Source organism: Microbacterium sp. MF43, assembly GCF_012847295.1.
In the GTDB taxonomy this organism is placed as follows: domain Bacteria; phylum Actinomycetota; class Actinomycetes; order Actinomycetales; family Microbacteriaceae; genus Microbacterium.
In genome coordinates, this window is the sequence record NZ_JABBDY010000001.1 from 437975 (window position 1) to 460525 (window position 22551).

Consider the following 22551-nt stretch of genomic DNA (forward strand, 5'->3'; position numbering starts at 1 on the left):
GCTCAGACGAGAGCCCCGGCCGCGGAAGCGGTCGGGGCTCTCGTCATGAACGCTGCGGGATCAGGCGTGGATCCAGACCTCGGTGCCCACCTCGAGCCAGTCGTACAGCGCCTTGGCGGTGCTGATCGGCATGTTCACGCAGCCGTGGCTCATCGGATTGCCGAAGTTGTTGTGCCAGTAGGCGCCGTGGAACGCCTGGTCACCGTTGAAGTAGGCGACCCAGGGGATGTCGGCGGTGCAGTACGGAGCGCCCGGGAAGCACCCCATGTCCTGGATCGGCACGAACGCGAAGACCCGGAAGTGTCCCTGCTGGGTCGGGGTCTCCGAAAGCCCGGAGGAGATCGGGAACGAGCGCATGACCTTGTCGTTCTCGAACATGAACAGGGTCTGCGTGCCGAGGTCGACCTCGACGCGCCGCTCGACGGCGGCCGTCGCGAAGGGAGTCTCCTTCACCGGGAGCTCGTAGCGACCGCTCCCCGTGGCCAGCAGGGCGGCGAACTCACTCGCGACGTCTCCCGTGTCGCCGAGCACGCGACCGGTCACGCCGGGAGTCAGCTCGCGCAGCACCTCGCCGCCGGAGTCGGTGACGACGCGGGCGCTCACCGGTTCACGGTTCACCGCCTTCGCGAGGGTGGGCACGAGCTCGGCGATCGCCGCCTCGTCCGCCGTGATCGCGAAGGTCCCGTTGTCGCTCGGCGTGACGGTGAGCCACGAGGCTGCGACCGCCCGCGACACCGGCACGGTGCGCTCCTCGCCGACGTAGAACCCGGCCGTGTCGAGCATCGTGTTGAGCCGCTCCGCGGTGGCCTCGGCGACGTAGGTCGGCGTGTCCGCCTGCACCGGTGCCGCCGTCGCCTCGACCTCGACGCGGGTCCGGCCCGCCTCGAATGCGTCCTGCAGAGCGGCGCGGACGGCGTCGAGGTCGACACCCGTGCCCTCCTCGGCGGGGGTGGCGACATACGACGTCGTCTCGGCGTCGAATGCGAGCGTCGCGTCGACCGGGTCGGTGTAGAGCTGGGGGGCCGCATCGCGCAGGGCTGCCGAGGCGGCCTCCTCGTCAAGGGTGATCGGTGCGGTGATGGATGCCGGGAACCAGGCGGTCACATTCCACATGGGATGCTCGGCGAACGCCGCATCCACCAGCGCGCGGGCGTCGACCGTGGCGCCGAGGTCGGCAGCGGTGACCTCTGCGTCGGCGCCCTGCCCGGTCAGCACGACGGTGGTCGTGGCCAGCTGCGCATTCACCGCGTCGGTGGCCGCACCGGGAGTCATGAAGCCGACGCCGACGCCGGCCACGGACGTGCCGGGTGCGACGAGCACGAGCGACGAGGCCGTCAGCGCAACGGCCGCGGCCCCGGCTCCGACGCCGATCCACAGCCCCTTCCGGCTCTTGCGAGGCCGGGGCTCGGCAGGCGCCCACGCGTACGTCGGCCCCTCCGGCGCGCCGTCGTTCGGCTGCAATCCGTCGGTCGTCTTGGTCGCGAGTTCCGTCACCGATTCACCCCCCGGTTGTGAGCGACATTGCTCCAATGGTAAGGGACCGCCTCTGAGGGTTCGGCAACGACCTCATCACGCTCTGCGGGACGTGCCCGCGGTAGCGCTACTCGACGGGACCGCAGAGCTCCTCGAACTGCTGCATCGACTCTTGGAGGTCGGTGCCCATCTGCTCGAACTCGCTCGCCTTCGACGTGTCGCCTTCGATGATGGCGGGCAGGACTTCGGCGACCTGCTCGAACAGCTCCTGCAGCGACGGCAGGAGCGCGGCGACCTCTTCGTTGGTCACCTGGCTCGACGCGTCGGCGATGCTTCGGGCGGCAGCGTTGAACGCGTCGGCGACGGCGGCCGGGTCATCCGTCGTCGCCTGCTCGAACTCCGCCGTCGCCTCGGTGATCGTGTCGGTCACCAGCTGGCACGCCTCGTCCACCGTCTGCTCGCCGTCGCCACCGCCCGAGGCGGACTCGGACGCGGAGCCGCCCGTAGCGGTTCCGCTCGGGGTTATCGCGGGGAAGCCGGCGCAGCCGGTCAGGCCGACCGCGGCGACCGCGGCGATCGTGAGGGCGGCGATCCGGCGGGAGAGGTTCGGCGTACGCATCGTTCCACTGTAGGCGAGGGTCGTGACAGGCGCGTGAGAGGAGCAGGAACCGGACCGGCCCTCGTCAATGTAACGGTTTTGTAAATACGCCGCGCAAACCGGATCCAGGACTTGCGTGTCGTTTGTTCGTAAGGTCTACTAACAAACATGTCTGCATCGGAAGTGCAGCGCGGCTCTTCCACGATCGAGCCGCCGCACCCTTCAACCGCCCCCGGCGCCTCTCGCGGCTTCGGACAGGGCCGCGCCCTCCGGCAGGGCGGCAAGGTGCTCCCCGAGCACGCCCGCGGGCACAACCGCTCGCTCGTCCTGCAGACGCTGTTCCACCAGGGCGCGATGAGCCGGGCGGACCTCTCGCGGGAGACCGGACTGACCCGGGTCACGATCTCCGACCTGGTCGCCGAGCTCATCGCGGACGGCTTCGTCGCCGAGATGGGCGTGCGCGAGGCATCCGGTCCGGGCAAGCCCGCCATCCTGGTCGACCTCGATCGCGCCGGTCACCGCATCGTCGGCATCGACCTGTCCGGCAGCGAGACGTTCATCGGGGCGGTTCTGACGCTCGACGGCGACATCGTCGCGCGGCGCGAGATTCCCCTCCCGGCCGCCGACGAAGTGGTCTCCACCGTCGTCGAACTCGCGCGCGAACTCGTCGCCGACTCGCACGCCCCCGTGCTCGGCATCGGTGTCGGCACTCCCGGTGTCGTCGACGACCGCGGCGTCATCCTCACTGCGCCCAACTTCGGGTGGGCCGGCTTCGACCTCGAGGGAGCGCTGCAGCAGGCGCTGTCCCTCCCCGTGCTGGTGGCCAACGATGCCAACGCCGCTGTCCTCGCCGAGTACACCTTCGGCGGCGCCGGTGACGACGTCCTGCTCGTCAAGGTGGGCCGCGGTGTCGGCTCCGGCCTGCTCGCCGGCGGGCAGCCCATGCGAGGCAGCCGGTTCGCCGCGGGCGAGATCGGGCACGTGACGGTGGGCACCGACGGCGGCCCGGTCTGCGTGTGCGGCAAGGTGGGATGCCTCGAGGCCTGGCTCTCGGTCCCCTCGCTGTCCACGCGGCTGCGCGAGGCGCCCGCCGCCGACCGCGACGGCCTCCTGCGTGACGCGGGGGAGCGGCTGGGCATCGCCCTGGCACCCGTGGTCGGCGCGCTCGACCTCTCGGAGATCGTGCTCTCCGGCCCCCCAGAGCTTCTCGACGGCCCGCTTGCGGAGCAAGCCGCCGAGACCCTCCGTACCCGGACTCTCGCGCAGTTCCACGACGGGATCAGGGTGCGGATGACGGAGCAAGGCCAGGACATCGTCCTGCGCGGCGCGGCCGTCATGGTCCTGTCAGGACAACTCGGGGTGTCGTAGCGACGTCGCCATCGAACCCCGCAATCTCCCCCCGGATGGGTCACCCGGCCCGTCCAACACACCAAGAAAACACAAAGGAAGACACCATGAACAAGAAGCTCGGAGCCCTCGCGCTCGTCGGCGCTTCGGCTGTCGTTCTGGCCGGTTGTGCAGGCGGCGGCGAAGCAGCCCCCAGCGAGGCCGCGACCGGCGACCTGACCGTGTGGCTGGTCGGCGCAGACACGCCGCAGACCGCTCGCGACTACCTCAAGGAGACCTTCGAGGAGGAGAACGACGGCTGGACCCTCACCATCGAGGAGAAGACCTGGGCCGACGTCTCCGACACGTACGAGGCCGCCCTCTCGTCCAACGACGCTCCGGACGTGGTCGAGGTCGGCAACACGCAGGCCATCGGCTTCGCCGACAAAGGCCTGTTCCTCGACATCTCCGACATGCAGGACGCCCTCGGCGGCGACGACCTGCTGCCGGGTCTCGTCGAGGCCGGCACCTACGACGGCTCGCTGTGGGCCGCGCCCTACTACGCCGGTGGCCGCGTGGTGTTCTACACCCCGCAGATCGTCGGCGACACGCTTCCCGCCACGCTCGAGGAGTACGTCGAGCAGGGCACGGATCTCACCACCGCGACGGTCTCGGGCATCTACGCGCCGGGCCGCGACTGGTACAACGCGCTTCCCTACGTCTGGGCCAACGGCGGCGAGATCGCCGTGCAGGACGGGGATGTCTGGGACGCGCAGTTCGCCAGCGATGAGAGCGTCAAGGGTCTCGAGATGCTGCAGGACGTCTACGAGAACGCCACCGTCGCGCCGGTCGACGGCAACGAGCGTCTCGGCAACATCGCGTTCTGCGCGGGCGAGGTCGGCTTCCTGTCGACCCCGGCGTGGGCCGAGGGCAACCTGACCGGCGCCTGGCCGTGGGGTGACGAGGCAGCCGGTGAAGAGGTTTCCAACGGATGCCCCGACACCTACGCCAAGGACCTCGGCGCCTTCGCTCTGCCGGGCCTCGAGGAGGGCGAGACCGCCCCGATCTTCGCGGGTGGCTCGAACGTCGCCGTCGCCTACAAGAGCGACGCGCAGGGCAAGGCCAAGGCCGCGCTCGAGATCATGCTGTCGGAGGGGTACCAGACGCTTCTCGCCGAGCAGGGACTCGTCCCGGGCATCAAGTCGGCCGCGTCGGCGCTGCCCGACACGGACTCCGCCAAGGCGCAGGCCGAGGCCCTCGCCAACTCGAAGTTCACCCCGGCCAGCCCCAACTGGGGCGAGGTCGAGGCGGCCCAGATCATCCCCGACGCGCTCGTGCGCATCGCTCAGGGTGAGGACGTCAAGACGGTCGCTGAGGCACTCGACAAGCAGATCGAGGACATCCTCAACAAGTAAGCCCCCCGGAGGTGAGGGGTCCCGGTTCCGACCGGGACCGGGACCCCTTCACCCGGACCGAGCCCTCGGCCAGACTCAGGACACGGCAGTCCTGCGCCTGACCCGGAGAACGGTCCTCTCCGCCCACATCCCGGATCGCCGGACGCCTCGCCATGCCCGGCCGCAACACTCAGAGAGGAGACGACATGAGCGACACCGCCACCGCGGTCCGTCCCGCCGAGAAGAAGCCCCGGTCGGCGGCATCCCGCCCACCCGTCTCACGGGAGAAGGCCCGCGCCCGCCGCGACGCCCGCAGCGCCTGGACGCTGCTGGCACCCTCCCTCATCATCCTCGGCGTCATGGTCGCCTACCCGGCCGTGCTCATGGTCATCCAGTCGTTCACCGACTACACGGTGCGCAACAAGGTGCAGGGCACGATGCCGAACTTCGTCGGCCTCGAGAACTATCTCGATCTCTTCACCCAGTCCGACTTCCCGGCCGTGCTGGTGCGCAGCCTCGCGCTCATGGTCGTGATGACCGTGTTCATCATGGTGCTCGGCGTGCTGATCGCCGTCCTCATGACGCGGCTCGGCCGCACCTGGCGCATCCTGGTGTCGGTGGGCCTCCTCCTCGCGTGGGCGATGCCGCCGCTGACGGCGACGGTGGTGTGGGGCTGGATCTTCGACACCCAGTACGGCCTGGTCAACTGGGCGCTCAACACGATCACCGGCACCCAGAACTGGACCAACCACTCCTGGCTGCTCGAGCCCCTGTCGTTCTTCTTCGTGCTCACGATCATCGTCGTGTGGCAAGGCGTGCCGTTCGTGGCGTTCACCACGTACGCCGGCCTCGGCCAGGTGCCCGCCGAGGTGCTCGAGGCCTCGTCGCTCGACGGCGCGAACGGATGGAAGCGCTTCTGGAACATCGTGTTCCCGTACCTTCGCAGCGTGCTGACCGTCGTCCTCGTGCTCCAGATCATCTGGAACCTGCGGATCTTCACCCAGGTCTACGCGCTGCAGAGTCGCGGCGGCATCGCCTCCGAGACGAATGTGCTCGGAACCTACCTGTTCCGCCAGGGACCGGGGGAGGTCGCCTTCACGGCAGCCATCGGAGTCGTGATGGTCGTCCTGCTCCTCGTGCTCTCGTGGGGCTACGTGCGCACGACGCTCAAGGAGGAGGAACTGTGAGCACCCAGATCAGCACCGGCACGCAGCTGGGCATCGTCGGGGTCGACGAGGTCCTCGGCGAGGTCGGCAACGCCAAGACGCCCCGTCGCCGTTCGATCGACGTGCGCCGCCCCTCACCCAAGCGCGTCGTCACGCGCACGCTCCTGAACATCGCGGCGCTCATCGTCTTCGTGATGTCCGTGTTCCCCGTCTACTACATGGTGAATCTGTCGTTCACTCCGAACTCGAAGATCATCAGCCGCAACCCCAGCCTGTTCCCACTGGACTTCACCTTAAGCAACTACCGTTCCGCGTGGGGCCGCGAGGCGGCGGCCGGCCAGACCGACTTCGCCCACGCGCTCCCCACGACCCTCACGGTCACCGCGGGCGTGCTCATCGTGACGCTCCTGTTCGCGTTCCTCGCGTCGATCGCGCTCGCCCGCTTCAGATTCCGTGGCCGCTGGACCTTCATCGTGGCGGTGCTCGTCGTGCAGATGATCCCCGGCGAGGCGATGATGTTCACGATCTACGGCATGATCGACGACTGGCGCCTCATGAACACGCTGCTCGGTCTCGGGATCGTCTACGTCGCGATGGTCGTGCCGTTCACGATCTGGACGCTGCGGGGATTCGTGGCCGGGGTGCCTGCGGACCTCGAAGAAGCGGCGATGATCGATGGGTGCACCAAGTCGCAGGCGTTCTGGAAGGTGACCTTCCCGCTGCTCGCCCCCGGCCTGGTCGCCACCGGCATCTTCGCCTTCATCCAGGCGTGGAACGAGTTCACGATGGCGCTTCTCTTCCTGCGGGGCTACAACCTCACGCTCATGCCCTGGCTCAACGCCTTCCAGTCGTCGTCGGTCGGGGGAGCCGTGAACTGGGGTGCGGTCATGGCCGGTTCGACGATGATCGCGATCCCGGTGGTCATCTTCTTCCTCATCGTGCAGGGCCGCATGACCGGCGGTCTCGTCTCCGGGGCGGTCAAGGGCTGATGCGCGCGCTGCACCACACCCTCTCCCGCGGGGAGACGGGGCGATGAAGGTCGGGCTCGACGTCGGCGGCACGAAGACCGACGCGGTGGCCGTCGATGACTCCGGCACGATCGTCGGTCGCGTGCGCCTCGCAACCGGCTGGGGAGCGGATGCCGTGACCGCGACCGTCCTCGCGGCGGTGCGTGCGCTCGGCACCGACGCGGGGGTCGACGTGTCGGCCATCCGATCGGTCGGTGTCGGCATCCCCGGTCAGATCGATCCCGGAACGGGACGGGTCTCGCACGCGGTGAACCTCGGCGTCGAGGAGCTCGACATCGTCGCGGCGACGGCGCCCCATCTGGGCGTCACGGTGGGCGTCGAGAACGACGTCAAGGCAGCGGCGCTCGGCGCCTACGCCCTGCACGGCGGGTCGGGTTCGATGGGCTATCTCAACGTCGGCACCGGCATCGCTGCCGGCATCGTGACGGACGGGCGGCTGTGGCGGGGCGCCCGCGGCACAGCCGGCGAGGTCGGTCATATCTCCGTCGATCCGAACGGGCCGCTGTGCCGCTGCGGTCAGTTCGGCTGCATCGAGGCGTTCGCGGGCGGCGGTTCGATCGCCGAGCGCTGGGGCAAGGCAGGCGCGCTCCCGGTGCGCGACGTGTTCGACGCGGCCGATGCCGGAGATCCCCTCGCCCGCGAACTGCGCGGCGGCCTCGCCCGCGGCGTCGCAGCCGCGATCCGTGTACTGGTGCTGACGGCGGACGTCGATGTGGTCGTGCTCGGCGGGGGAGTGACGGCCCTGGGCGATCGCCTGATGAGCGACGTCACGGCCGAGCTCGCGGCCAGTGCCGAGGCATCCGCCTTCATGCGCTCGCTCCGACTCGAGGACCGTGTCGAGCTGCTTCCCGCCGGCTCACCGGCCGCCGCGCTCGGGGCTGCCCTCGTGGGTGCGTCCCGTGACACCGAAGGAGCTCTCGCCCATGGCTGAGGTCGTCATCGTCCGCGATCACGCCGAGGCGGGGGAGCTCGTCGCCGACGCGATCGTGCGCCTGATCCGCGCCAACCCCGAAGCCGTGCTCGGGCTCGCGACGGGCTCCACCCCGCTTCCCGTCTACGAGGCGCTGCGGCCCCGGCTCGGCGACCTCGACGCGAGTCGGATCCGCGGCTTCGCGCTCGACGAGTATGTCGGCCTGGACCCCGAGCATCCCGAGAGCTACCGCTCCGTGATCCGCCGCGAGGTGGTGGAGCCGCTCGGGCTCGATCCTGCGCTCGTGCGCGTGCCGGACGGGTCCCTCGACGGCATCGAGCATGCCGGAGACGCGTACGAGCGGGCGCTCCGCGACGCGGGCGGGGTCGACCTGCAGCTGCTCGGCATCGGCACCGACGGCCACATCGGGTTCAACGAGCCGGGATCGTCGTTCGCGTCGCTGACGCGCGTGAAGACCCTCACCGCGCAGACACGCGCCGACAACGCGCGTTTCTTCGACTCGATCGACGAGGTGCCGCGCCACTGCATCACGCAGGGCCTCGGCACGATCCTGCGGGCCCGCCACCTGGTGCTGCTCGCGTTCGGCGAGGGCAAGGCCGACGCCGTCGCCGGTGCCGTCGAGGGGCCCGTGACCGCATCGCTGCCGGGGTCGGCGATCCAGCTGCATCCCCGTGCGACCGTGGTGGTCGACGAGGCGGCAGCCTCTCATCTCGCCTACGCCGACTACTACCGCTACACGTACGCCAACAAGCCCGACTGGCAGCTCATCTGACCGCACGCCGCCGTCGACTCGGAAAGCGTCCGCCCGCTACGCTGGCGCGATGACGGATGCCTCGGGGCAGCGCAGCCCGCATCGTTCCCTCGTCCCACGTGTCATCCCCCGTGCGGGGAGGGGTCACGCCGAAACATCGCCGGGCGTGCGCCGCGCGCTCGGCACCCGCGACGGCCGTCTGGTGTTCATCATCGGCGGTGCGCTCATCACCGTTTCGGCCCTGGGCGGGCTCGTGGGCGCCGTCGCGCTGTACGCGACAGTGCGCTCCCTCTCGACAGGGGGCCCGATCGGCGGTGGGGAGGGGAGCCTCTTCGCCGACGCGCTGCTGCGCGGGATGTTCGCCGCGGCCGTGGTGCTGTTCGCGGTGGGGATCCGCGGCGAGGGGAGCGTGGTCGGGCGACGACCGGTCGGAACGATCGCGCTGATCGCGACAGCGGTGGCGTGGATGGTGCCGATCCTGCCGTCCGCGCTCCCGGCCGAGAGCTCGCTGGTCTGGTTCGCGGTGGGGCAGTGGGGAGTGGTCGTGGCAGGGACCGTCGCCGCCGTCGAGGTCATCCGCCTGCGCGCGGTCCGCGGATGGACGCGGTTCCTGCCCCTCGCTCTCGTGGTGGCTCAGCTGGCTCTCCAGCTGTCGATGCTCGTGATCCTCACGGCTCCCCTGGACAGCTGGAGCAGGCTCGGCTGGGCGGCGATGCTCGGCCTCTTCGGCTATCCCGCGGTGACGCTGATCACGCTCGCCATCGGCATCTGCGCCCTCGTCGCGGGGCTACGTGCCAGGCCCTCCGATGAGGTGTCTTCCGAGTTCACCGAGGACCGGGGCCGTGCGACGCCGGCCGGCTAGCGCCGTCAGCGCTCGCGCCAGGCGAGCGCGAGCAGCTGATTGCGACTGAGGGGTGCCAGCGGCGTGGCGTCGACGTCATCGGGAGTGAGCCACCGCAGCTCGGCGATCTCGGCGCCGGCGACGGCGCGGCCGTCGCTCAACCGAAGTGCGAACGCATCCGCGACCACGACGTGCCCCGGCTCGTTGGCCGCGGCATCCGTGAACCGTCCCAGCGGCACGAAAGAGCCCGCCTCCGCGACGATGCCCGTTTCTTCGCGCACCTCGCGCACGACGGCGTCGAGGGCGCTCTCGCCCGGGTCCGGCTTGCCGCCGGGCTGCTGGAACACCTCGGCGCCGTGCTTGCGGACGACGAGCGCCCGGCCGTCGGCGTCGGTGACGACCGCGGCGCTCACGTGCACGACGGGATGGCTCACCTCGTGAAGACCTTGCCGGGGTTGAGGATGCCCTGCGGGTCGAAGACCCGAGTGATCTGCCGTTGCAGCTCCCACTGGTCGTCGCCCAGCTCGTCGGCCAGCCAGCGGCGCTTGAGGACGCCGACGCCGTGCTCTCCGGTGAGGGTGCCTCCGAGGCGCAGAGCCGCGCGGAAGAGGTCGTCGGCCGCCCGCCAGATGTGCTCGGGCGCCTCGACGACGCCGAATTCGTCCGGCTCCGCGTCGAAGACGAAGTTGGGGTGCAGGTTGCCGTCGCCCGCGTGCGCCACGGTGGGGATCGCCACTGCGTGCTCGCGTTCGACGCGAGCGATCTCGTCGAACATGGCGGGCAGGGCGCTGCGCGGCACGGAGACATCCTCGATCAGGGTCGTACCGAGCCGCTCCATCGCGGGGTGCATCGATCGGCGGATCGCGAGGAGCCGCTCTCCCTCGTTCCGGTCGTGCGACAGAGCCACGCTCCCGCCTGAGCCTCGCAGCACGTCGGCGATGGCGTCGGCCTCGACGGTGGCGGCGGGGCCATCGGTCTGGATCGTCAGCTGGGCGGCGCCCGCCGTGGGCGGGTCGAGCGACAGCAGCGCGTGGACGGCAGCGAGCGACGCCGCATCCATGAGCTCCATGATCGCCGGCTGGACCCCGGACGCGGTGACGGCGGCGGATGCCTCGGCCGCGGCCCGCACGTTCGGGAAGGTGGCCGCGATCGTGCAGACGTCTCCGGCGATCAGCCGCCTGAGCTTGAGGGTCGCTCCGACGATGACGCCGAGGGTCCCCTCGGAGCCGATGACGAGCGAGGTGAGGTCGAGCCCCGTGACCCCCTTGACGGTGCGATGGCCGAGCCGGAGAAGCCGGCCGTCCGCCAGCACGAGGTCCACGCCGAGGACGGCGTCGCGGACGACGCCGTACTTCGCGCACAGCAGGCCTCCGGCACCGGTGGCGATGTTGCCCCCGACGGTCGAGATCGCGCGGCTCGCGGGGTCGGGCGCCCACCACAGGCCGTGGTCGGCCAGGGCGGCGTTCAGGTCTCCGTTGAGGATGCCGGGCTCGACGACCGCGAGCAGATCGTCGGGGCGCACCTCGAGGATGCGATCCATGCCGCGAACCGACAGGGCGATCTCGCCGTCTCCAGCGTTCGCGCCGCCGGCGAGCCCCGTCGCCGCGCCTCGGGTGACGACCGGTGTGCCGGTCGCCGAGGCGATCCGGAGCGTCTGCTGGACGTCGGCGACCGAGCGGGCGTTGACGACGGCGAGGGGTGTGCCGGAGGCCACGTGACCGGACAGGTCGGCGCGTGCGGCTCGTCGGGCGGTCGCGGAGGTGTCGACACGCTCGCCGAGGGCGGCGCGCAGCCTCGCAACGACGCCGGAGTCGCTCAAGCGAGGCGTCGCCGTCCGGCGATCACGCCGATCGTCACCGCGATCACCCCGAACACGAGTCCGACCCAGGCCTGACCCATCGCCCACCAGGCGATGGTGGCGGCAGCGTACACGAGGAGCTCCACGAAGGCGCGCACGAACGGGTGCACGGTGAGGACCGCGCGCGGCGAGACGAAGAGCGCCCACACGAGGATGGCGAGGACCGGTGCGCCGATCCCGGCGACGATGTTCCACGGGAACGGCCACGACACGAAGCCCCAGATGGCGAGCGTGGCGAAAGCGAACAGTTCGCAGAGGAACGCGAGGATGTCGATCGCCGACAGCGGTGCACGGGTGCCGGGCGCGCGCTCGCCGGCAGAGGGGCGGACGGAGTCGGGCATGCCCTCCAGTTTAGGCGCCGACCGTCGACGACTCCTCCGCGCCGCCCATGCGCAGGGGTGCTCCGCCGGACGCCGGTGCTCCACCCGATCGTGATTCCGCCCTCGCGTCATCGGCGCGCGAGGGTCCGGTGTCCGCGCGCTCGGGCTTGGACGGGCTCGGCCGGGCTGCGGTCGACCCGACACCCGAGGTCGCGGCTGAGAGGCCGGGGGCGATGGGTGCGGCCGGTGTTTCGAGGTGCGGTGTGGCGCCCCGATCGGGTGCCGCACTGTCAGGCAGGTCTGTCAGGGGGGCCCGCGGCGCGGGTTCGAACGATGAATCACCGGGGTTCGAAGCGGCGCCGCCACGCGCAGCTGCGGAGTGCGCGTGCGCGGCGGCCGCTCCCTGGCTCGAGTTCGCAGCCTTCCGCTCCGGATCCGCGCCGTCCGCAGCCGTCTCCGGCCCGGACCCGTCGGCGCGGGGCGCGTGGCCGTTCGTCTCTCCCGCAGGCGCCGCACTCGACGCGACGGCGCTCGACCTGGAGGCACTCGATCCGCTGCTGCCCGGGGCGGAACCCGCGCCCGTCGCCTGCGCGGCCGCAGCGCTCGATCCTCCGCGGGAGTCGTCGGCGGATCCGACGCCACCTGCGGGAGCGGCCGCCGAGCGCCCCGGCGCCTCCGCATCGGACAACGGTCCGCCCTGCGCGACGAGGATCGCGGGTGTGAATCCCGCGCCCGGGGCCGGTGCGCTCTCCGGCTTGCTGCCGCCGCTGTTCGCGTTGCCGCTCTGGGGCGTGCCGTTGTTGACCCCGGTATCGGCGTCATTGCCGTTGCCGGCGTTTCCGTTGCCGGAGTATCCGTTCCCGTCATTGCCGTTGCCGGCGTTTCCGTTGCCTCCTGTGGCGGGGCTGCCGTCGCCGGCGTTTCCGTTGCCGGGGTTGCTGTTGCCGGCACCCCCGTTCCCCGGTGCTGCCGGAGCCCCCGCCGATGAGTCGCCGCCTGGCTCCTGCGGGTCGGGATCAGTGCCGCCCGGCGCCTCGGCGGGGCCGTCGCCGCCGGCACTCCCGTTCGCCGGGTTCCCTTCGTTGCCGACGCCGTTGTTGCTCCCGCCGTCGACGGCCCGTCCACCCTCCGGCCCTGATGGATCCTGGGCGGGATCGGGCGGGAACGGCGGAATGTCGGTCGGTGACGGCCCCTCGGGGAGTTCGTCGGGGACCGCGGCCTCGGCGATCATGTCCAGCGGGGTGCCTGCGTCGTCCTGGGGTGCGGCCACCGCGCGGATCGAATACGGCTCGGGCGCGGCATCCGTCGACTCCTGCATGCCCGGCAGGGCGACGGCTGCAGCGACCGTCCCCGCCACCACGAGACTCGCCGCGGCCATGCCGGCGATACCGGCGCCGCTCAGGACACCGCCCGCCGCGAGGCCGGTCGCCGTCGCTGCCCCCGCCGTCGTCACGCCGGCGACGACACCCGCCGAGCCGACCGCGGCAGCACCGGCGGTCGTACTCGCGCCGGCGGCTGCGGACCCGGCCGCCGCGACCGAGCCGGCCGCTGCCGACCCGGTCGACGCACTCGCCGAGGTGCCTGCGCCGACGAGCGATCCCGCACCCGCTCCACTCGCGCCCACGCCGCCGGCGACACTCACCGTGCCTTCGACGACGGACGACGGCATCGCGGCCAGCGCGATGGCCGGCGCGCCGTTCTGCAGAGAGGCCAGGTAGCCCGAGGCGCCGGCGACGCCCACCGTCAGAGGGATGAGCACGAGTGCGAGCCTGCTCGAGACCTCCTTCGCCTCGCTCGCCACGATCGCGCAGCGCGCGCAGGAGGCGAGGTGGGCTTCCAGACGGGCGCGGTCCCGCCTCCCGATGTTGTTGCGGGAGTATGCGCCGAGACGCGCGATCGTCCACGCGCAGTCGGAGTCGTCGGCGACGGAACGCAGGTGCGCCTGGATCCAGGCCTCGCGAAGGCCCTCCCGCGCGCGGAACGTCAATTGGGCGACCGCGGTCGGCTTCATCCCGAGGAGCGGGGCCATCTCGGCGGGCTTCATTCCCTCGATCTCGGAGTACCAGAGCACTTCCTGCCACCTCGTCGGGAGGCTGCGGAACGCCTGATGCGTCAAGCCGCGGTCGAGGGAATCCGCCGTCGCCTGCTCGGTGGTCGCCGGATCCTCCATCGTCTCGAGCTCGTCGATCGCGGTCTCGCGCCGTACTCTGCCCCAACCCGCCGCCGTGTTGCGGATGCTCGTGAAGAGATACGCGCGGAACGAGCCGGTCGGGCCGCCGCCCTTGAGGATCGACTGGTAGATGCGGGTGTACGCCTCCTGGACGAGGTCGTCGGCATCGGTGCCGGGCGAGACGTTGCGCGCGACGGTGATGCCCGACCGGTAGTGCCGGCGCCACAGCTCCCCGAACGCGAACGTGTCACCGGAGCGCGTGCGCAGCACCAGGTCGGCGTCACCCTGCAGGTCTGCCTCGCGGCTCGCCGTCGAGCCGCCGTCCGGCGTCTCATCCTCGTCGATCACGTTCTCCCCCGGTGGCTGGGTGGTCGTGAACGCTCCCCCAGCGGCGGCCCCAGCCCATGCGAGCCGTTCGGGCGGCCCTGCGTTTTCCCATTCTGACCTCGAACGGCCGATTTGGCCAGAGGCTGCACGGGCAGCGGTAAGGGATCGCAGGGCGCGCACATCGAGGCGATGTCTCGACTCCTGCCGGGGGTTTTCTTCGAACTCGCGTAATAGAACCCCTGTGCTCCCGTCTCATCAGTCAGAGACGATGTTCGTCGCTTTCGTGGGGATCAGGCGAACACCGGCCGTGAGGCGGAGCTCGGTGGGAACTCGGGGGAGGGACCACCGGCTCCGCCCCTACTCCGGAGTCTTTGGCCGCTGAGGGGGGATCAGCGGCCCTCCTGTGCTCCGTCCGCCGCGCGACGCCCCGGGTTGCGCGGCGGACGGCCTGGCTCAGACCTCAGCGCCGCCGACCCACACGCGGGTGACGTGCAGGCTCTCGTCGAGCAGCACCGCGTCGGCGGGCGAGCCGACAGCGAGGCGACCGAGGTCATCCCGCCCGATCGCGCGCGCCGGGACCGCTGTCGCCGACCGCAGGGCGTCCTGCCGGGCGACCCCGGTCGCGACCACGCGACGCACGGCTTCCGCCTGCGTCAGCGTCGAGCCGGCGATGGAGGACCCGTCCGCGAGCATCGCCACGCCGTCCGTCACCCTGACGTCCAGGCCGCCCAGCAGGTAGTGGCCGTCGCTCGCGCCGGCAGCCGACATGGCGTCGGTGACGAGCGCCACGCGGTCGGCCGCGGCGGCGAACACCGTGGCGATGACGTCGAGGTCGACGTGCACGCCGTCCGCGATGAGCTCGAGCGTCACGCGGTGATCCCGCAGTGCCGCGATCACGGGCCCGGGCGCACGATGGTGGATGCCCGGCATCGCGTTGAAGGCGTGCGTGAGCAGCGACGCACCCGCGTCGAAGGAGCGCTTGGCCGTGGCGGCGTCGGCATCGGTGTGGCCGATCGCGACGATCACGCCGGCATCCACGAAGCGCGCGATCGCGTCATCGGCGCCCGGCAGCTCCGGCGCGAGGGTGACCTGGCGGATGGTGCCGCGTCCTGCTTCGAGCAGGAGGTCGACGGATGCCGCGTCCGGCGCCCGTAGCAGGGCCTCGGTGTGCGCGCCCTTGTGCCCCGGATCGAGGAACGGCCCCTCCAGGTGCGAGCCCAGGATCGTGCGATCGGCGTCGGCGAGGTCGGCGATCATCGCCGCGCGTACGGCGAGGTCGGGGATCGACGCCGTCACCAGGGAGACGACGGAGCTGGTGGTCCCGTGGGCGCGGTGCAGCGCCCGCGCTGCGAGGACGGCGTCGGCGCCGTCGTCGAAGCTGAAGCCCGCGCCGCCGTGGCAGTGGATGTCGACGAAGCCGGGGGCGAGGCATCCGCCCCCGCCGTCCACGACGTCATCGGCGGCCGGCCGCGAGGTGCCGGAGCCGACGGCTGCCACGCGCCCGCCGTCGAACAGGATCCATGCGTCGTCGGTCGTCCGCCCGTCGTCGGCCAGCCGCACCGAATGGATGAGCGTGCTCACTCGGTGACCCAGGGGATCTCGTCGGAGGGGTGGAAGCCGATGCCCAGGCTCGTCCAGAGCGGCCCGAGGGCGCCGACGCGCTCGCGGAAGGACTCCCACGTGCGCAGGTCGCTCGTTCCCGTCGCGGGGGACCAGCCGGCTTCCGCGGCCGCCGCGATGCGAGGGAAGACCATGGTGTCGATGTCGGCTGCGGTGCGGATCGTCTCGGTCCACAGCGGCGCCTCGACGCCCAGGATGTCGTCCTCCTCGATTCCCGAGACGACCGAGCCCGGATCCCAGTCGTAGGCACGCTCGACGCTCGTCGGACCGTTCGCCCACGTGAGCCCGAGGTCGGGGCCGGTCGGGTAGTTCATGTCGAGGTAGATCGCGTCGGCAGGCGACATGATCAGCTGTGCCCCGTTGCGCACGAAGCCTCGGGCCTTCTCGTCCGCGCCGTCGGTCGGCTGCACATAGCCCCAATACTGTCCGACGGTCGAGTCGGCGATCTCGCTGGCCTCACCCGCCTCGTGCCACGCGACCGGGGTCTTGCCGAGGTCGGCGATGATCGCACTGGTGCGCGAGACGAACAGCGCGAAGTCCTCGTCGGTGGTGCCGAGCGCCTCGTCGCCGCCGAAGTGCAGGTACGGGCCCGGTGTCATGGCGGCGAGCTCGCCGAACACGTCGGCCACGAAGTCGTACGTCGCCTCATCGTGGATGCGCAGTGACGAGAAGCCGACGGCCATGCCGTCGTATGGCTTGCCCGTCTCGGGCAGGTCGCCGTCGAAGAGCTCGGCATCCTCGCGCACCTGAGCCGAGATCACCGGCTCCTCGACGAGTTCGGGGTAGGCGAGCCCGATGGCGTGGGTGTGGCTGGGCATGTCGAGCTCGGGGACGACGATCATGTGACGGGATGCCGCGTACTCGACGATCTCGCGGTAGTCGTCCTTCGTGTAGAAGCCGCCGGGATCCCCACCGACCGCGGTCGCCGACGCGAGCTCGGTGAGCCGGGGACGCTCATCGAGGTGGATACGCCACCCCTGGTCGTCGGTGAGGTGGAGGTGGAGCGCGTTGAACTTCAGTCCCGCCGCGCGGTCGATCAGCCCCTTGACGGTGTCGACCGGGTGGAAGTGCCGCGCGACGTCGAGCATGACGCCGCGGTAGGCGAAACGCGGGGCGTCCTCGATCTCGACCGCCGGCACGATCCAGCCGTCGTCATCGGGCTGCACCAGCTGCCCGAGCGTCTGCACGCCGTAGAAGAGGCCGGCTGGGTCGGCGCCGACGACGGTGACGGATGCCTCGTCGGCCACGATCCGGTACGACTCGGGTGCTCCGCCGCTCTCGACCCTCAGGTCGGTGGAGCCGTCGTCGCTCGTCTTGAGCTCGAGGCCGGTGCGCGCGGTGATCAGCAGCGAAAGGGCGGCGGAGGCATCCGCGTCTCCCGCCACCGCTGTGTCGCCGGTGAGCCGGAACGGCGCGCCGGTCCCGGGTGCGACGGACGCGGGGGCGGGGACGACGGCGAGAGACACAGTGGCTCCATTCTGGACAGCGGGTGCGCACCCTGCCAAGACGAGGGCGGCGAGCACGGCGGCGGTGGCAGCGCGTCGCTGGCGAGGGTTCATGTAAAGCGTCCTAACAAATAGGGTGGCTTCAGCCTACCGCCCGGCCCTCCACCGTCGCCACACCTCTCCCTTCGCGGGCCGCGCGGCCGATGTCTCGGCTCGTTTCAGCGACTCGGACCCGAGCGGGCGTATCCGTTATGCTCGGGGTGTCGCGACTGGCGTTGAGGTGGGCCACCACCGGGGAGCGACCGACTACGGCATTCGACCGCACGCCTGGGCCGATGTGTGTCTCGCTACGCGCCCCGCGCGCGTTCGACAACCGGCCCGGCACCCCGTGCCGCGCACCCGACAGCCGCAGTCAAGGAGATCGCCATGACCGATCAGTACTTCAACGCCCCGCTCGCCGAGGTCGACCCCGAGATCGCCCAGGTGCTCGAGCGCGAGCTCGACCGCCAGCGCGGGTACCTCGAGATGATCGCCTCCGAGAACTTCGTGCCCGTGTCGGTCCTGCAGTCGCAGGGCTCCGTGCTCACGAACAAGTACGCCGAGGGCTACCCCGGCCGCCGCTACTACGGCGGCTGCGAAGAAGTCGACGTCGCCGAAGAGCTCGCGATCGCCCGCGCCAAGGAGCTGTTCGGCGCCGAGTTCGCCAACGTCCAGCCGCACTCGGGCGCGACGGCGAACGCCGCCGTGCTGCACGCGATCGCCCGCCCCGGCGACACGCTGCTCGGACTCTCGCTCGACCAGGGCGGCCACCTGACCCACGGCATGAAGATCAACTTCTCCGGTCGCCTCTACGACATCGTCGCCTACGGCGTCGACCCCGAGACCTCGACGATCGACATGGACGAGGTGCGCCGCCTCGCGATCGAGCACCAGCCGAAGGTGATCATCGCCGGTTGGTCCGCCTACCCCCGGCAGCTGGACTTCGCCGCGTTCCGCTCGATCGCCGACGAGGTCGGTGCGCTGCTGTGGGTCGACATGGCGCACTTCGCCGGCCTGGTCGCGGCGGGCCTGCACCCGAACCCCGTGCCGCACGCGCACGTCGTCTCGTCGACGGTGCACAAGACGATCGGCGGTCCGCGCTCGGGCTTCATCCTCACGAACGACGCCGACATCGCGAAGAAGATCAACTCGGCCGTCTTCCCCGGTCAGCAGGGCGGCCCGCTCATGCACGTGATCGCCGCCAAGGCGACCGCGTTCAAGCTCGCCGGCACCCCCGAGTTCAAGGAGCGCCAGGAGCGCGTGCTGCGCGGCGCGCACATCATCGCCGAGCGGCTCTCGCAGCCCGACGTCACGGACGCCGGCATCACCGTCCGCTCGGGAGGCACGGATGTGCACCTCGTGCTCGTCGACCTGCGCAACGCCGAGATCGACGGCAAGCAGGCCGAAGACCTCCTGCACGAGATCCACATCACCGTCAACCGCAACGCGGTTCCCAACGACCCGCGCCCGCCGATGGTCACCTCGGGCCTGCGCATCGGCACGCCCGCTCTCGCCACCCGCGGATTCGGCGACGCCGAGTTCACCGAGGTCGCCGACGTGATCGCTCTCGCGCTCCTGCCCGGTGCCGACGTCGAGGCGCTTCGCGCTCGCGTCGCCGCCCTGACCGCCGCCTTCCCGCTCTACCCGGGCCTGCAGCAGTAATGGTCGCGGTCCGGCTCGACGGCAAGGCCGCGGCGGCCGAGATCAAGGCCGAGCTCGCCGAGCGGGTCGCCTCTCTCAAGGAGCGCGGGATCACACCCGGGATCGCGACGGTGCTCGTCGGCGCCGACCCGGCGTCGCAGCTCTACGTCGGCATGAAGCACCGCGAGTCCGAGTCGATCGGGATGAACTCGATCCAGCGCGAGCTCCCCGCGGATGCGACGCAGGCCCAGGTCGAGGCGCTGATCGACGAGCTCAACGCCGATCCCGACTGTCACGGCTACATCGTGCAGCTGCCGCTGCCGAAGCACATCGACACCGACGCGGTCCTCGAGCGCATCGACCCCGCCAAGGACGCGGACGGCCTGCACCCGACGAACCTCGGCCGGCTCGTGCTGAACGTGAATACGCCGATCACCTCGCCGCTGCCCTGTACCCCCCGTGGCGTGATCGAGCTGCTGCAGCGCAACGGCTACGACCTGGGCGGCAAGGACGTGGTGGTCGTCGGGCGCGGCGTCACGATCGGTCGCTCGATCGGGCTGCTGCTGACACGCCGCGAGTACAACGCGACCGTGACCCTGACCCACACCGGGACGGCGGACCTCGGCCACCACCTGCGTCAGGCCGACGTCGTGGTGGCCGCCGCCGGCGTGAAGCACATCGTCCGCGCAGAGGACGTCAAGCCCGGCGCGGCGGTGCTCGACGTGGGCGTCACGCGCGAAGTCGACCCCGCGACGGGCAAGTCGAAGATCTTCGGGGACGTGCACCCGGACGTCGCCGAGGTCGCGGGCTACCTCTCGCCGAACCCGGGCGGGGTGGGGCCGATGACGGTGGCGCTGCTGATGACCAACGTGGTCGAGGCGGCGGAGCGGATCGCGTAGCGGCATTCTCGTCGGCGTCGGCGTCGGCGTCGGCGTTGGCGTCCGCTAGCGGAGCATCCGGACGTCGGTGATGGCCGGAGCGCCCGGATCGATCTGCTCTGCGCCATCGGGAGCGAAGCCGTTCCGGCGGTAAAAGGCCATCGCGCGCGGGTTCTGCGCGGCTACCCAGAGCATCGCCGGCTCAGCGCCGAGGACGGCATCGAGCAGCGACTGACCGGCCCCCCGGCCGTGATGGGCAGCCATCACGTAGAGCGTGTACAGCTGGCGTTCGCGGGGGAGCGGCGCTTCCTCGTCTCCGAGAGCCGGGCCCGCCATCGCGAACCCGATCGTCGAGCCTGAGGAATCCTCCACGACGCGAACCGTCCACTCGTCGCGGTCGTCGTCGAGGATGCGGCGCCACATCGTCCGGCGCATCTGGACGTGCTCGTCGCCGAGGAACCCTTCGGGGAGCAGGTCGGTGTACGTCTCCTTCCACGTGATCACGTGGAGCTCCGCGATGCGTTCAGCGTCTCGCCCTTCGGCGCGCCGGACGGTGTATTCCATTGCGACAGCCTGCCAGAGCGGTGGCGGGGCGCAGGTCCGGCTGTGGAAGACACGGCAGACGGGGTGGTGATCAGGGAGGACGTGCGTCGGGGTCGGGCGCTGTCGTAGCCGGGGCCTACGCTCGATCCGTGGCAACGCTGGACGACATACGCCAAACCGTCGACCTCCTCCCCGGCGCCGAAGAACGCGAGACCACGGGTGGCGCGGCGTGGTTCGTGCGAAACAAGCTCTTCGCCTGGGAGTGCCATCCCTGGCCGAGCATCCCCCCGGACGTTCGTGCGATCGTCGCCTCCGAGCTCGTCGTCGGCGTCAAGGTGACCGACGGGCTCGACGCCCTCGCCCTGCGGGAGATGGAGCCCGAGGTCTTCCTTCCCCAGACGACGGGCTGGGGCGAGCCGAAGGTGGCGTTCCGCATGGCCCGCATCGAACGCGATCACCTCGTCGAGCTCGTCACCGAGGCATGGCGCGTCCAGGCCCCGAAATACCTGCGGCGTGAACTCGACCCCACCGACACCTGAGGGAGCGACGCCTCGCAGCGCCTGTCGTAGAGTTGGTGAAAGCGCTCTCCGATGCGCCCGAGAAAGGCAACACTCAAGTGAAACACCCTCGCACTCGCAACATCAAAGTTCTTCTTACTGGCGCCCTCATGGGTGCACTCGTGCTCGGAGGTTCCGCGGCCGGCGCACACGCCGACACCGCTGACCTTTCCGAGTCGGCGCTGTCGCAATTCCGCGACAACCTGACTTCCGAATCAGACATCGCAGCCTTTGACGCGCTGACCGAAGACCAGCGCGTCGATCTCGCAAGCTATCTGCTCGGTGAGACCGACCCGCTCTCGCAGCTGTCCGACGCCGAGCCTCACGCTGGTGACTTCGAACTCCGTACCAGCGCACCGATCCCGTCGGCGGGCATCACGCCGATGGCCGCCGGCGCGACGCGAACGGTGAGCGCCTGGCAGTCGTTCCTGTTCGCCGGCATCACGATTTCGAAGACCACGGTTCGCGAAACGTACTACTACTCGGGGGCGAACGCCACAGGAATCGCGTCGTACTCATGCGTGGTGAACGCCAACTACGACCCCTTCGCCCAGGTCACAGCGGCGAAGGACGGGGCATGGATTAGCTCGGGGAAGGCCATCGCTGAATGCCGGGTCACCGTCAAGCGGGGCGCGCCTAGCCCATGGGGGCAGATCACCTGGAGCACGGCGTCCAACATCCAGTACGTGTCCGGCAACGGGTACGGCAACGTGACCAGCCACGGCTGGCGCTGAGCTAGGATCGCCCGCATGAATCCGTTGATTCCGGGAGCCGGTGACGTTGTACTGGCGGCCGTGGCCGTGCTCAACATCGTGTTGGTGGTCCTCGCCCTAGCTGCCTTGCTCCGAGCAACGGACAGGAACCACTGGCTGGCAATCATCCTGCTTACGCTCCTCGTCCCGATCGGAGGTCCCGTCGTTGCCCTTATCGTGCTGCACCGACGCAACGCCCGGGGCCTCGTTCGGGCGAGTGAAGCGACCGCTACCTCGTAGAGAACGGTGACCGAACCGATAAGGCCTCCGCAGCGCCGCCTGCGGAGGCCTTATCTCGTCTTTGTGTACCCGCTGGACATTCCGCCCGGCGCGACTCTTGAACAGATCGGGGAAGGCGTGTTTGCGGTTGTTGGGTCCGCCGGCGAACCGCTGTCGGTGATTCTCCCGCCCTTGGCGAAGGATGCGAACGGCGTGGACATTCCGACCCGCTACGAGATCGAGGCCGGGGCGTTGATCCAATACGTCGAGTATGCCCACGCAGAGGCGGCCTATCCGCTCGTTGCCGATCCCAAGTTTGCTTGGTGGAGGGGTTCTGTCGACGATCAAGAAGGCGCGCTGATCGAACTGGACTGCCTCGACGAACCCGATCTGCCAGCGACGGACCCCGCCGCGGTGATCATGCTGGAGGCCCTGGACCGGTCCCGTCGACAGTGCACCTCCCGGACCACAAGAACCGGTATGCAGGGCAAACCTGCGGGCCGGCCACGGGCCCTCTCCGACGACCAGGCTGGAACCCGTTCATCGAGAAGAAGGGTACAAAACACTGCCGATGGGCGTCGCGACGTCGGCTAGCATGCCACCCATAACCAAGCGGATGCGTTACTACGGGCTCGCGGTCTTGATCTTGTTGGGTTTCGTGATCCTCGGTCTCG

Annotated in this window: 21 protein-coding genes and 1 riboswitch; of the genes, 12 read left to right on the forward strand and 9 right to left on the reverse strand. The window is 70.4% G+C overall.

Translation table 11 applies throughout. The features are described from left to right. Positions 1–60: 60 nt before the first annotated feature. Complete coding sequence (locus tag HF323_RS01890) at positions 61–1494, reverse strand: L,D-transpeptidase family protein (RefSeq protein ID WP_169580869.1); 1434 nt, start codon at positions 1492–1494, stop codon at positions 61–63. 106 nt (positions 1495–1600) lie between these two features. After that, positions 1601–2092 (reverse strand): hypothetical protein, encoded by a 492-nt coding sequence (locus HF323_RS01895; RefSeq protein ID WP_169580870.1) that lies wholly within the window; start codon positions 2090–2092, stop codon positions 1601–1603. Positions 2093–2239: 147 nt separating this feature from the next. Here HF323_RS01895 and HF323_RS01900 point away from each other — a divergent pair, with 147 nt between their 5' ends. The 7 genes from HF323_RS01900 to HF323_RS01930 all read left to right on the forward strand — a co-directional run bounded on the left by HF323_RS01900 (position 2240) and on the right by HF323_RS01930 (position 9529). Continuing rightward, positions 2240–3439 (forward strand): ROK family transcriptional regulator, encoded by a 1200-nt coding sequence (locus HF323_RS01900; RefSeq protein ID WP_169580871.1) that lies wholly within the window; start codon positions 2240–2242, stop codon positions 3437–3439. A gap of 86 nt (positions 3440–3525) precedes the next feature. Further along, a complete protein-coding gene (locus tag HF323_RS01905; RefSeq protein ID WP_169580872.1) occupies positions 3526–4812 on the forward strand; it encodes an extracellular solute-binding protein in 1287 nt (428 codons plus the stop codon). A 185-nt stretch (positions 4813–4997) separates the two neighbouring features. Then, positions 4998–5978 carry a sugar ABC transporter permease gene (locus HF323_RS01910; RefSeq protein WP_169580873.1) on the forward strand — a complete coding sequence of 327 codons (981 nt, stop codon included), beginning with the start codon at positions 4998–5000 and terminating at the stop codon, positions 5976–5978. Beyond that, a complete protein-coding gene (locus tag HF323_RS01915; protein WP_169580874.1) occupies positions 5975–6946 on the forward strand; it encodes a carbohydrate ABC transporter permease in 972 nt (323 codons plus the stop codon). Before HF323_RS01910 ends, HF323_RS01915 begins: the two co-directional genes overlap by 4 nt. A gap of 43 nt (positions 6947–6989) precedes the next feature. After that, a complete protein-coding gene (locus tag HF323_RS01920; protein WP_169580875.1) occupies positions 6990–7916 on the forward strand; it encodes an ROK family protein in 927 nt (308 codons plus the stop codon). Next, positions 7909–8688: a glucosamine-6-phosphate deaminase gene (locus tag HF323_RS01925; protein ID WP_169580876.1), complete on the forward strand. Its 780-nt coding sequence runs from the start codon at positions 7909–7911 to the stop codon at positions 8686–8688. Before HF323_RS01920 ends, HF323_RS01925 begins: the two co-directional genes overlap by 8 nt. A gap of 145 nt (positions 8689–8833) precedes the next feature. Beyond that, positions 8834–9529: a hypothetical protein gene (locus HF323_RS01930; protein WP_169580877.1), complete on the forward strand. Its 696-nt coding sequence runs from the start codon at positions 8834–8836 to the stop codon at positions 9527–9529. A gap of 5 nt (positions 9530–9534) precedes the next feature. Here HF323_RS01930 and HF323_RS01935 read toward each other — a convergent pair whose 3' ends face one another. The 6 genes from HF323_RS01935 to HF323_RS01960 form a co-directional block, all read right to left on the reverse strand. After that, on the reverse strand, positions 9535–9942 hold the full coding sequence (locus tag HF323_RS01935) for an NUDIX domain-containing protein (protein WP_169580878.1): 408 nt from the start codon (positions 9940–9942) through the stop codon (positions 9535–9537). Next, positions 9939–11327, reverse strand: coding sequence for an FAD-linked oxidase C-terminal domain-containing protein (locus HF323_RS01940; RefSeq protein WP_169580879.1), 1389 nt, complete (start codon positions 11325–11327; stop codon positions 9939–9941). Before HF323_RS01940 ends, HF323_RS01935 begins: the two co-directional genes overlap by 4 nt. Beyond that, positions 11324–11707 (reverse strand): YrdB family protein, encoded by a 384-nt coding sequence (locus tag HF323_RS01945; protein ID WP_169580880.1) that lies wholly within the window; start codon positions 11705–11707, stop codon positions 11324–11326. The genes HF323_RS01940 and HF323_RS01945 overlap by 4 nt, the downstream gene beginning before the upstream one ends. Before the next feature lie 10 nt (positions 11708–11717). Then, positions 11718–14204 (reverse strand): sigma-70 family RNA polymerase sigma factor, encoded by a 2487-nt coding sequence (locus HF323_RS01950; RefSeq protein ID WP_169580881.1) that lies wholly within the window; start codon positions 14202–14204, stop codon positions 11718–11720. Positions 14205–14636: 432 nt separating this feature from the next. Then, entirely contained in the window at positions 14637–15764 is a 1128-nt protein-coding gene (nagA, locus tag HF323_RS01955) for an N-acetylglucosamine-6-phosphate deacetylase (RefSeq protein WP_169580882.1), read from the reverse strand. Further along, on the reverse strand, positions 15761–17362 hold the full coding sequence (locus HF323_RS01960) for a beta-N-acetylhexosaminidase (RefSeq protein WP_169580883.1): 1602 nt from the start codon (positions 17360–17362) through the stop codon (positions 15761–15763). Before HF323_RS01960 ends, nagA begins: the two co-directional genes overlap by 4 nt. A gap of 141 nt (positions 17363–17503) precedes the next feature. After that, positions 17504–17588: riboswitch (ZMP/ZTP riboswitch) on the forward strand. A gap of 86 nt (positions 17589–17674) precedes the next feature. Between HF323_RS01960 and glyA the strand changes: the two genes are divergently transcribed. Together glyA and HF323_RS01970 are read left to right on the forward strand one after the other, a co-directional pair. Next, the gene (gene glyA / locus HF323_RS01965; protein WP_169580884.1) at positions 17675–18949 is read left to right on the forward strand and encodes a serine hydroxymethyltransferase; all 1275 of its coding nucleotides are present in this window, start codon (positions 17675–17677) and stop codon (positions 18947–18949) included. Next, a complete protein-coding gene (locus HF323_RS01970; RefSeq protein WP_169580885.1) occupies positions 18949–19827 on the forward strand; it encodes a bifunctional methylenetetrahydrofolate dehydrogenase/methenyltetrahydrofolate cyclohydrolase in 879 nt (292 codons plus the stop codon). The genes glyA and HF323_RS01970 overlap by 1 nt, the downstream gene beginning before the upstream one ends. 45 nt (positions 19828–19872) lie before the next feature. On the opposite strand, the gene HF323_RS01975 is transcribed toward HF323_RS01970, so the two are convergent. Then, entirely contained in the window at positions 19873–20370 is a 498-nt protein-coding gene (locus HF323_RS01975) for a GNAT family N-acetyltransferase (protein WP_169580886.1), read from the reverse strand. Between the two features lie 128 nt (positions 20371–20498). Between HF323_RS01975 and HF323_RS01980 the strand changes: the two genes are divergently transcribed. From HF323_RS01980 to HF323_RS01990, 3 genes are all read left to right on the forward strand, one after another. Continuing rightward, a complete protein-coding gene (locus HF323_RS01980) occupies positions 20499–20888 on the forward strand; it encodes an MmcQ/YjbR family DNA-binding protein (RefSeq protein WP_169580887.1) in 390 nt (129 codons plus the stop codon). A gap of 35 nt (positions 20889–20923) precedes the next feature. Continuing rightward, positions 20924–21640: a hypothetical protein gene (locus tag HF323_RS01985; RefSeq protein WP_169580888.1), complete on the forward strand. Its 717-nt coding sequence runs from the start codon at positions 20924–20926 to the stop codon at positions 21638–21640. 264 nt (positions 21641–21904) lie between these two features. Continuing rightward, positions 21905–22471 carry a hypothetical protein gene (locus HF323_RS01990; protein WP_169580889.1) on the forward strand — a complete coding sequence of 189 codons (567 nt, stop codon included), beginning with the start codon at positions 21905–21907 and terminating at the stop codon, positions 22469–22471. Positions 22472–22551 lie beyond the last annotated feature (80 nt).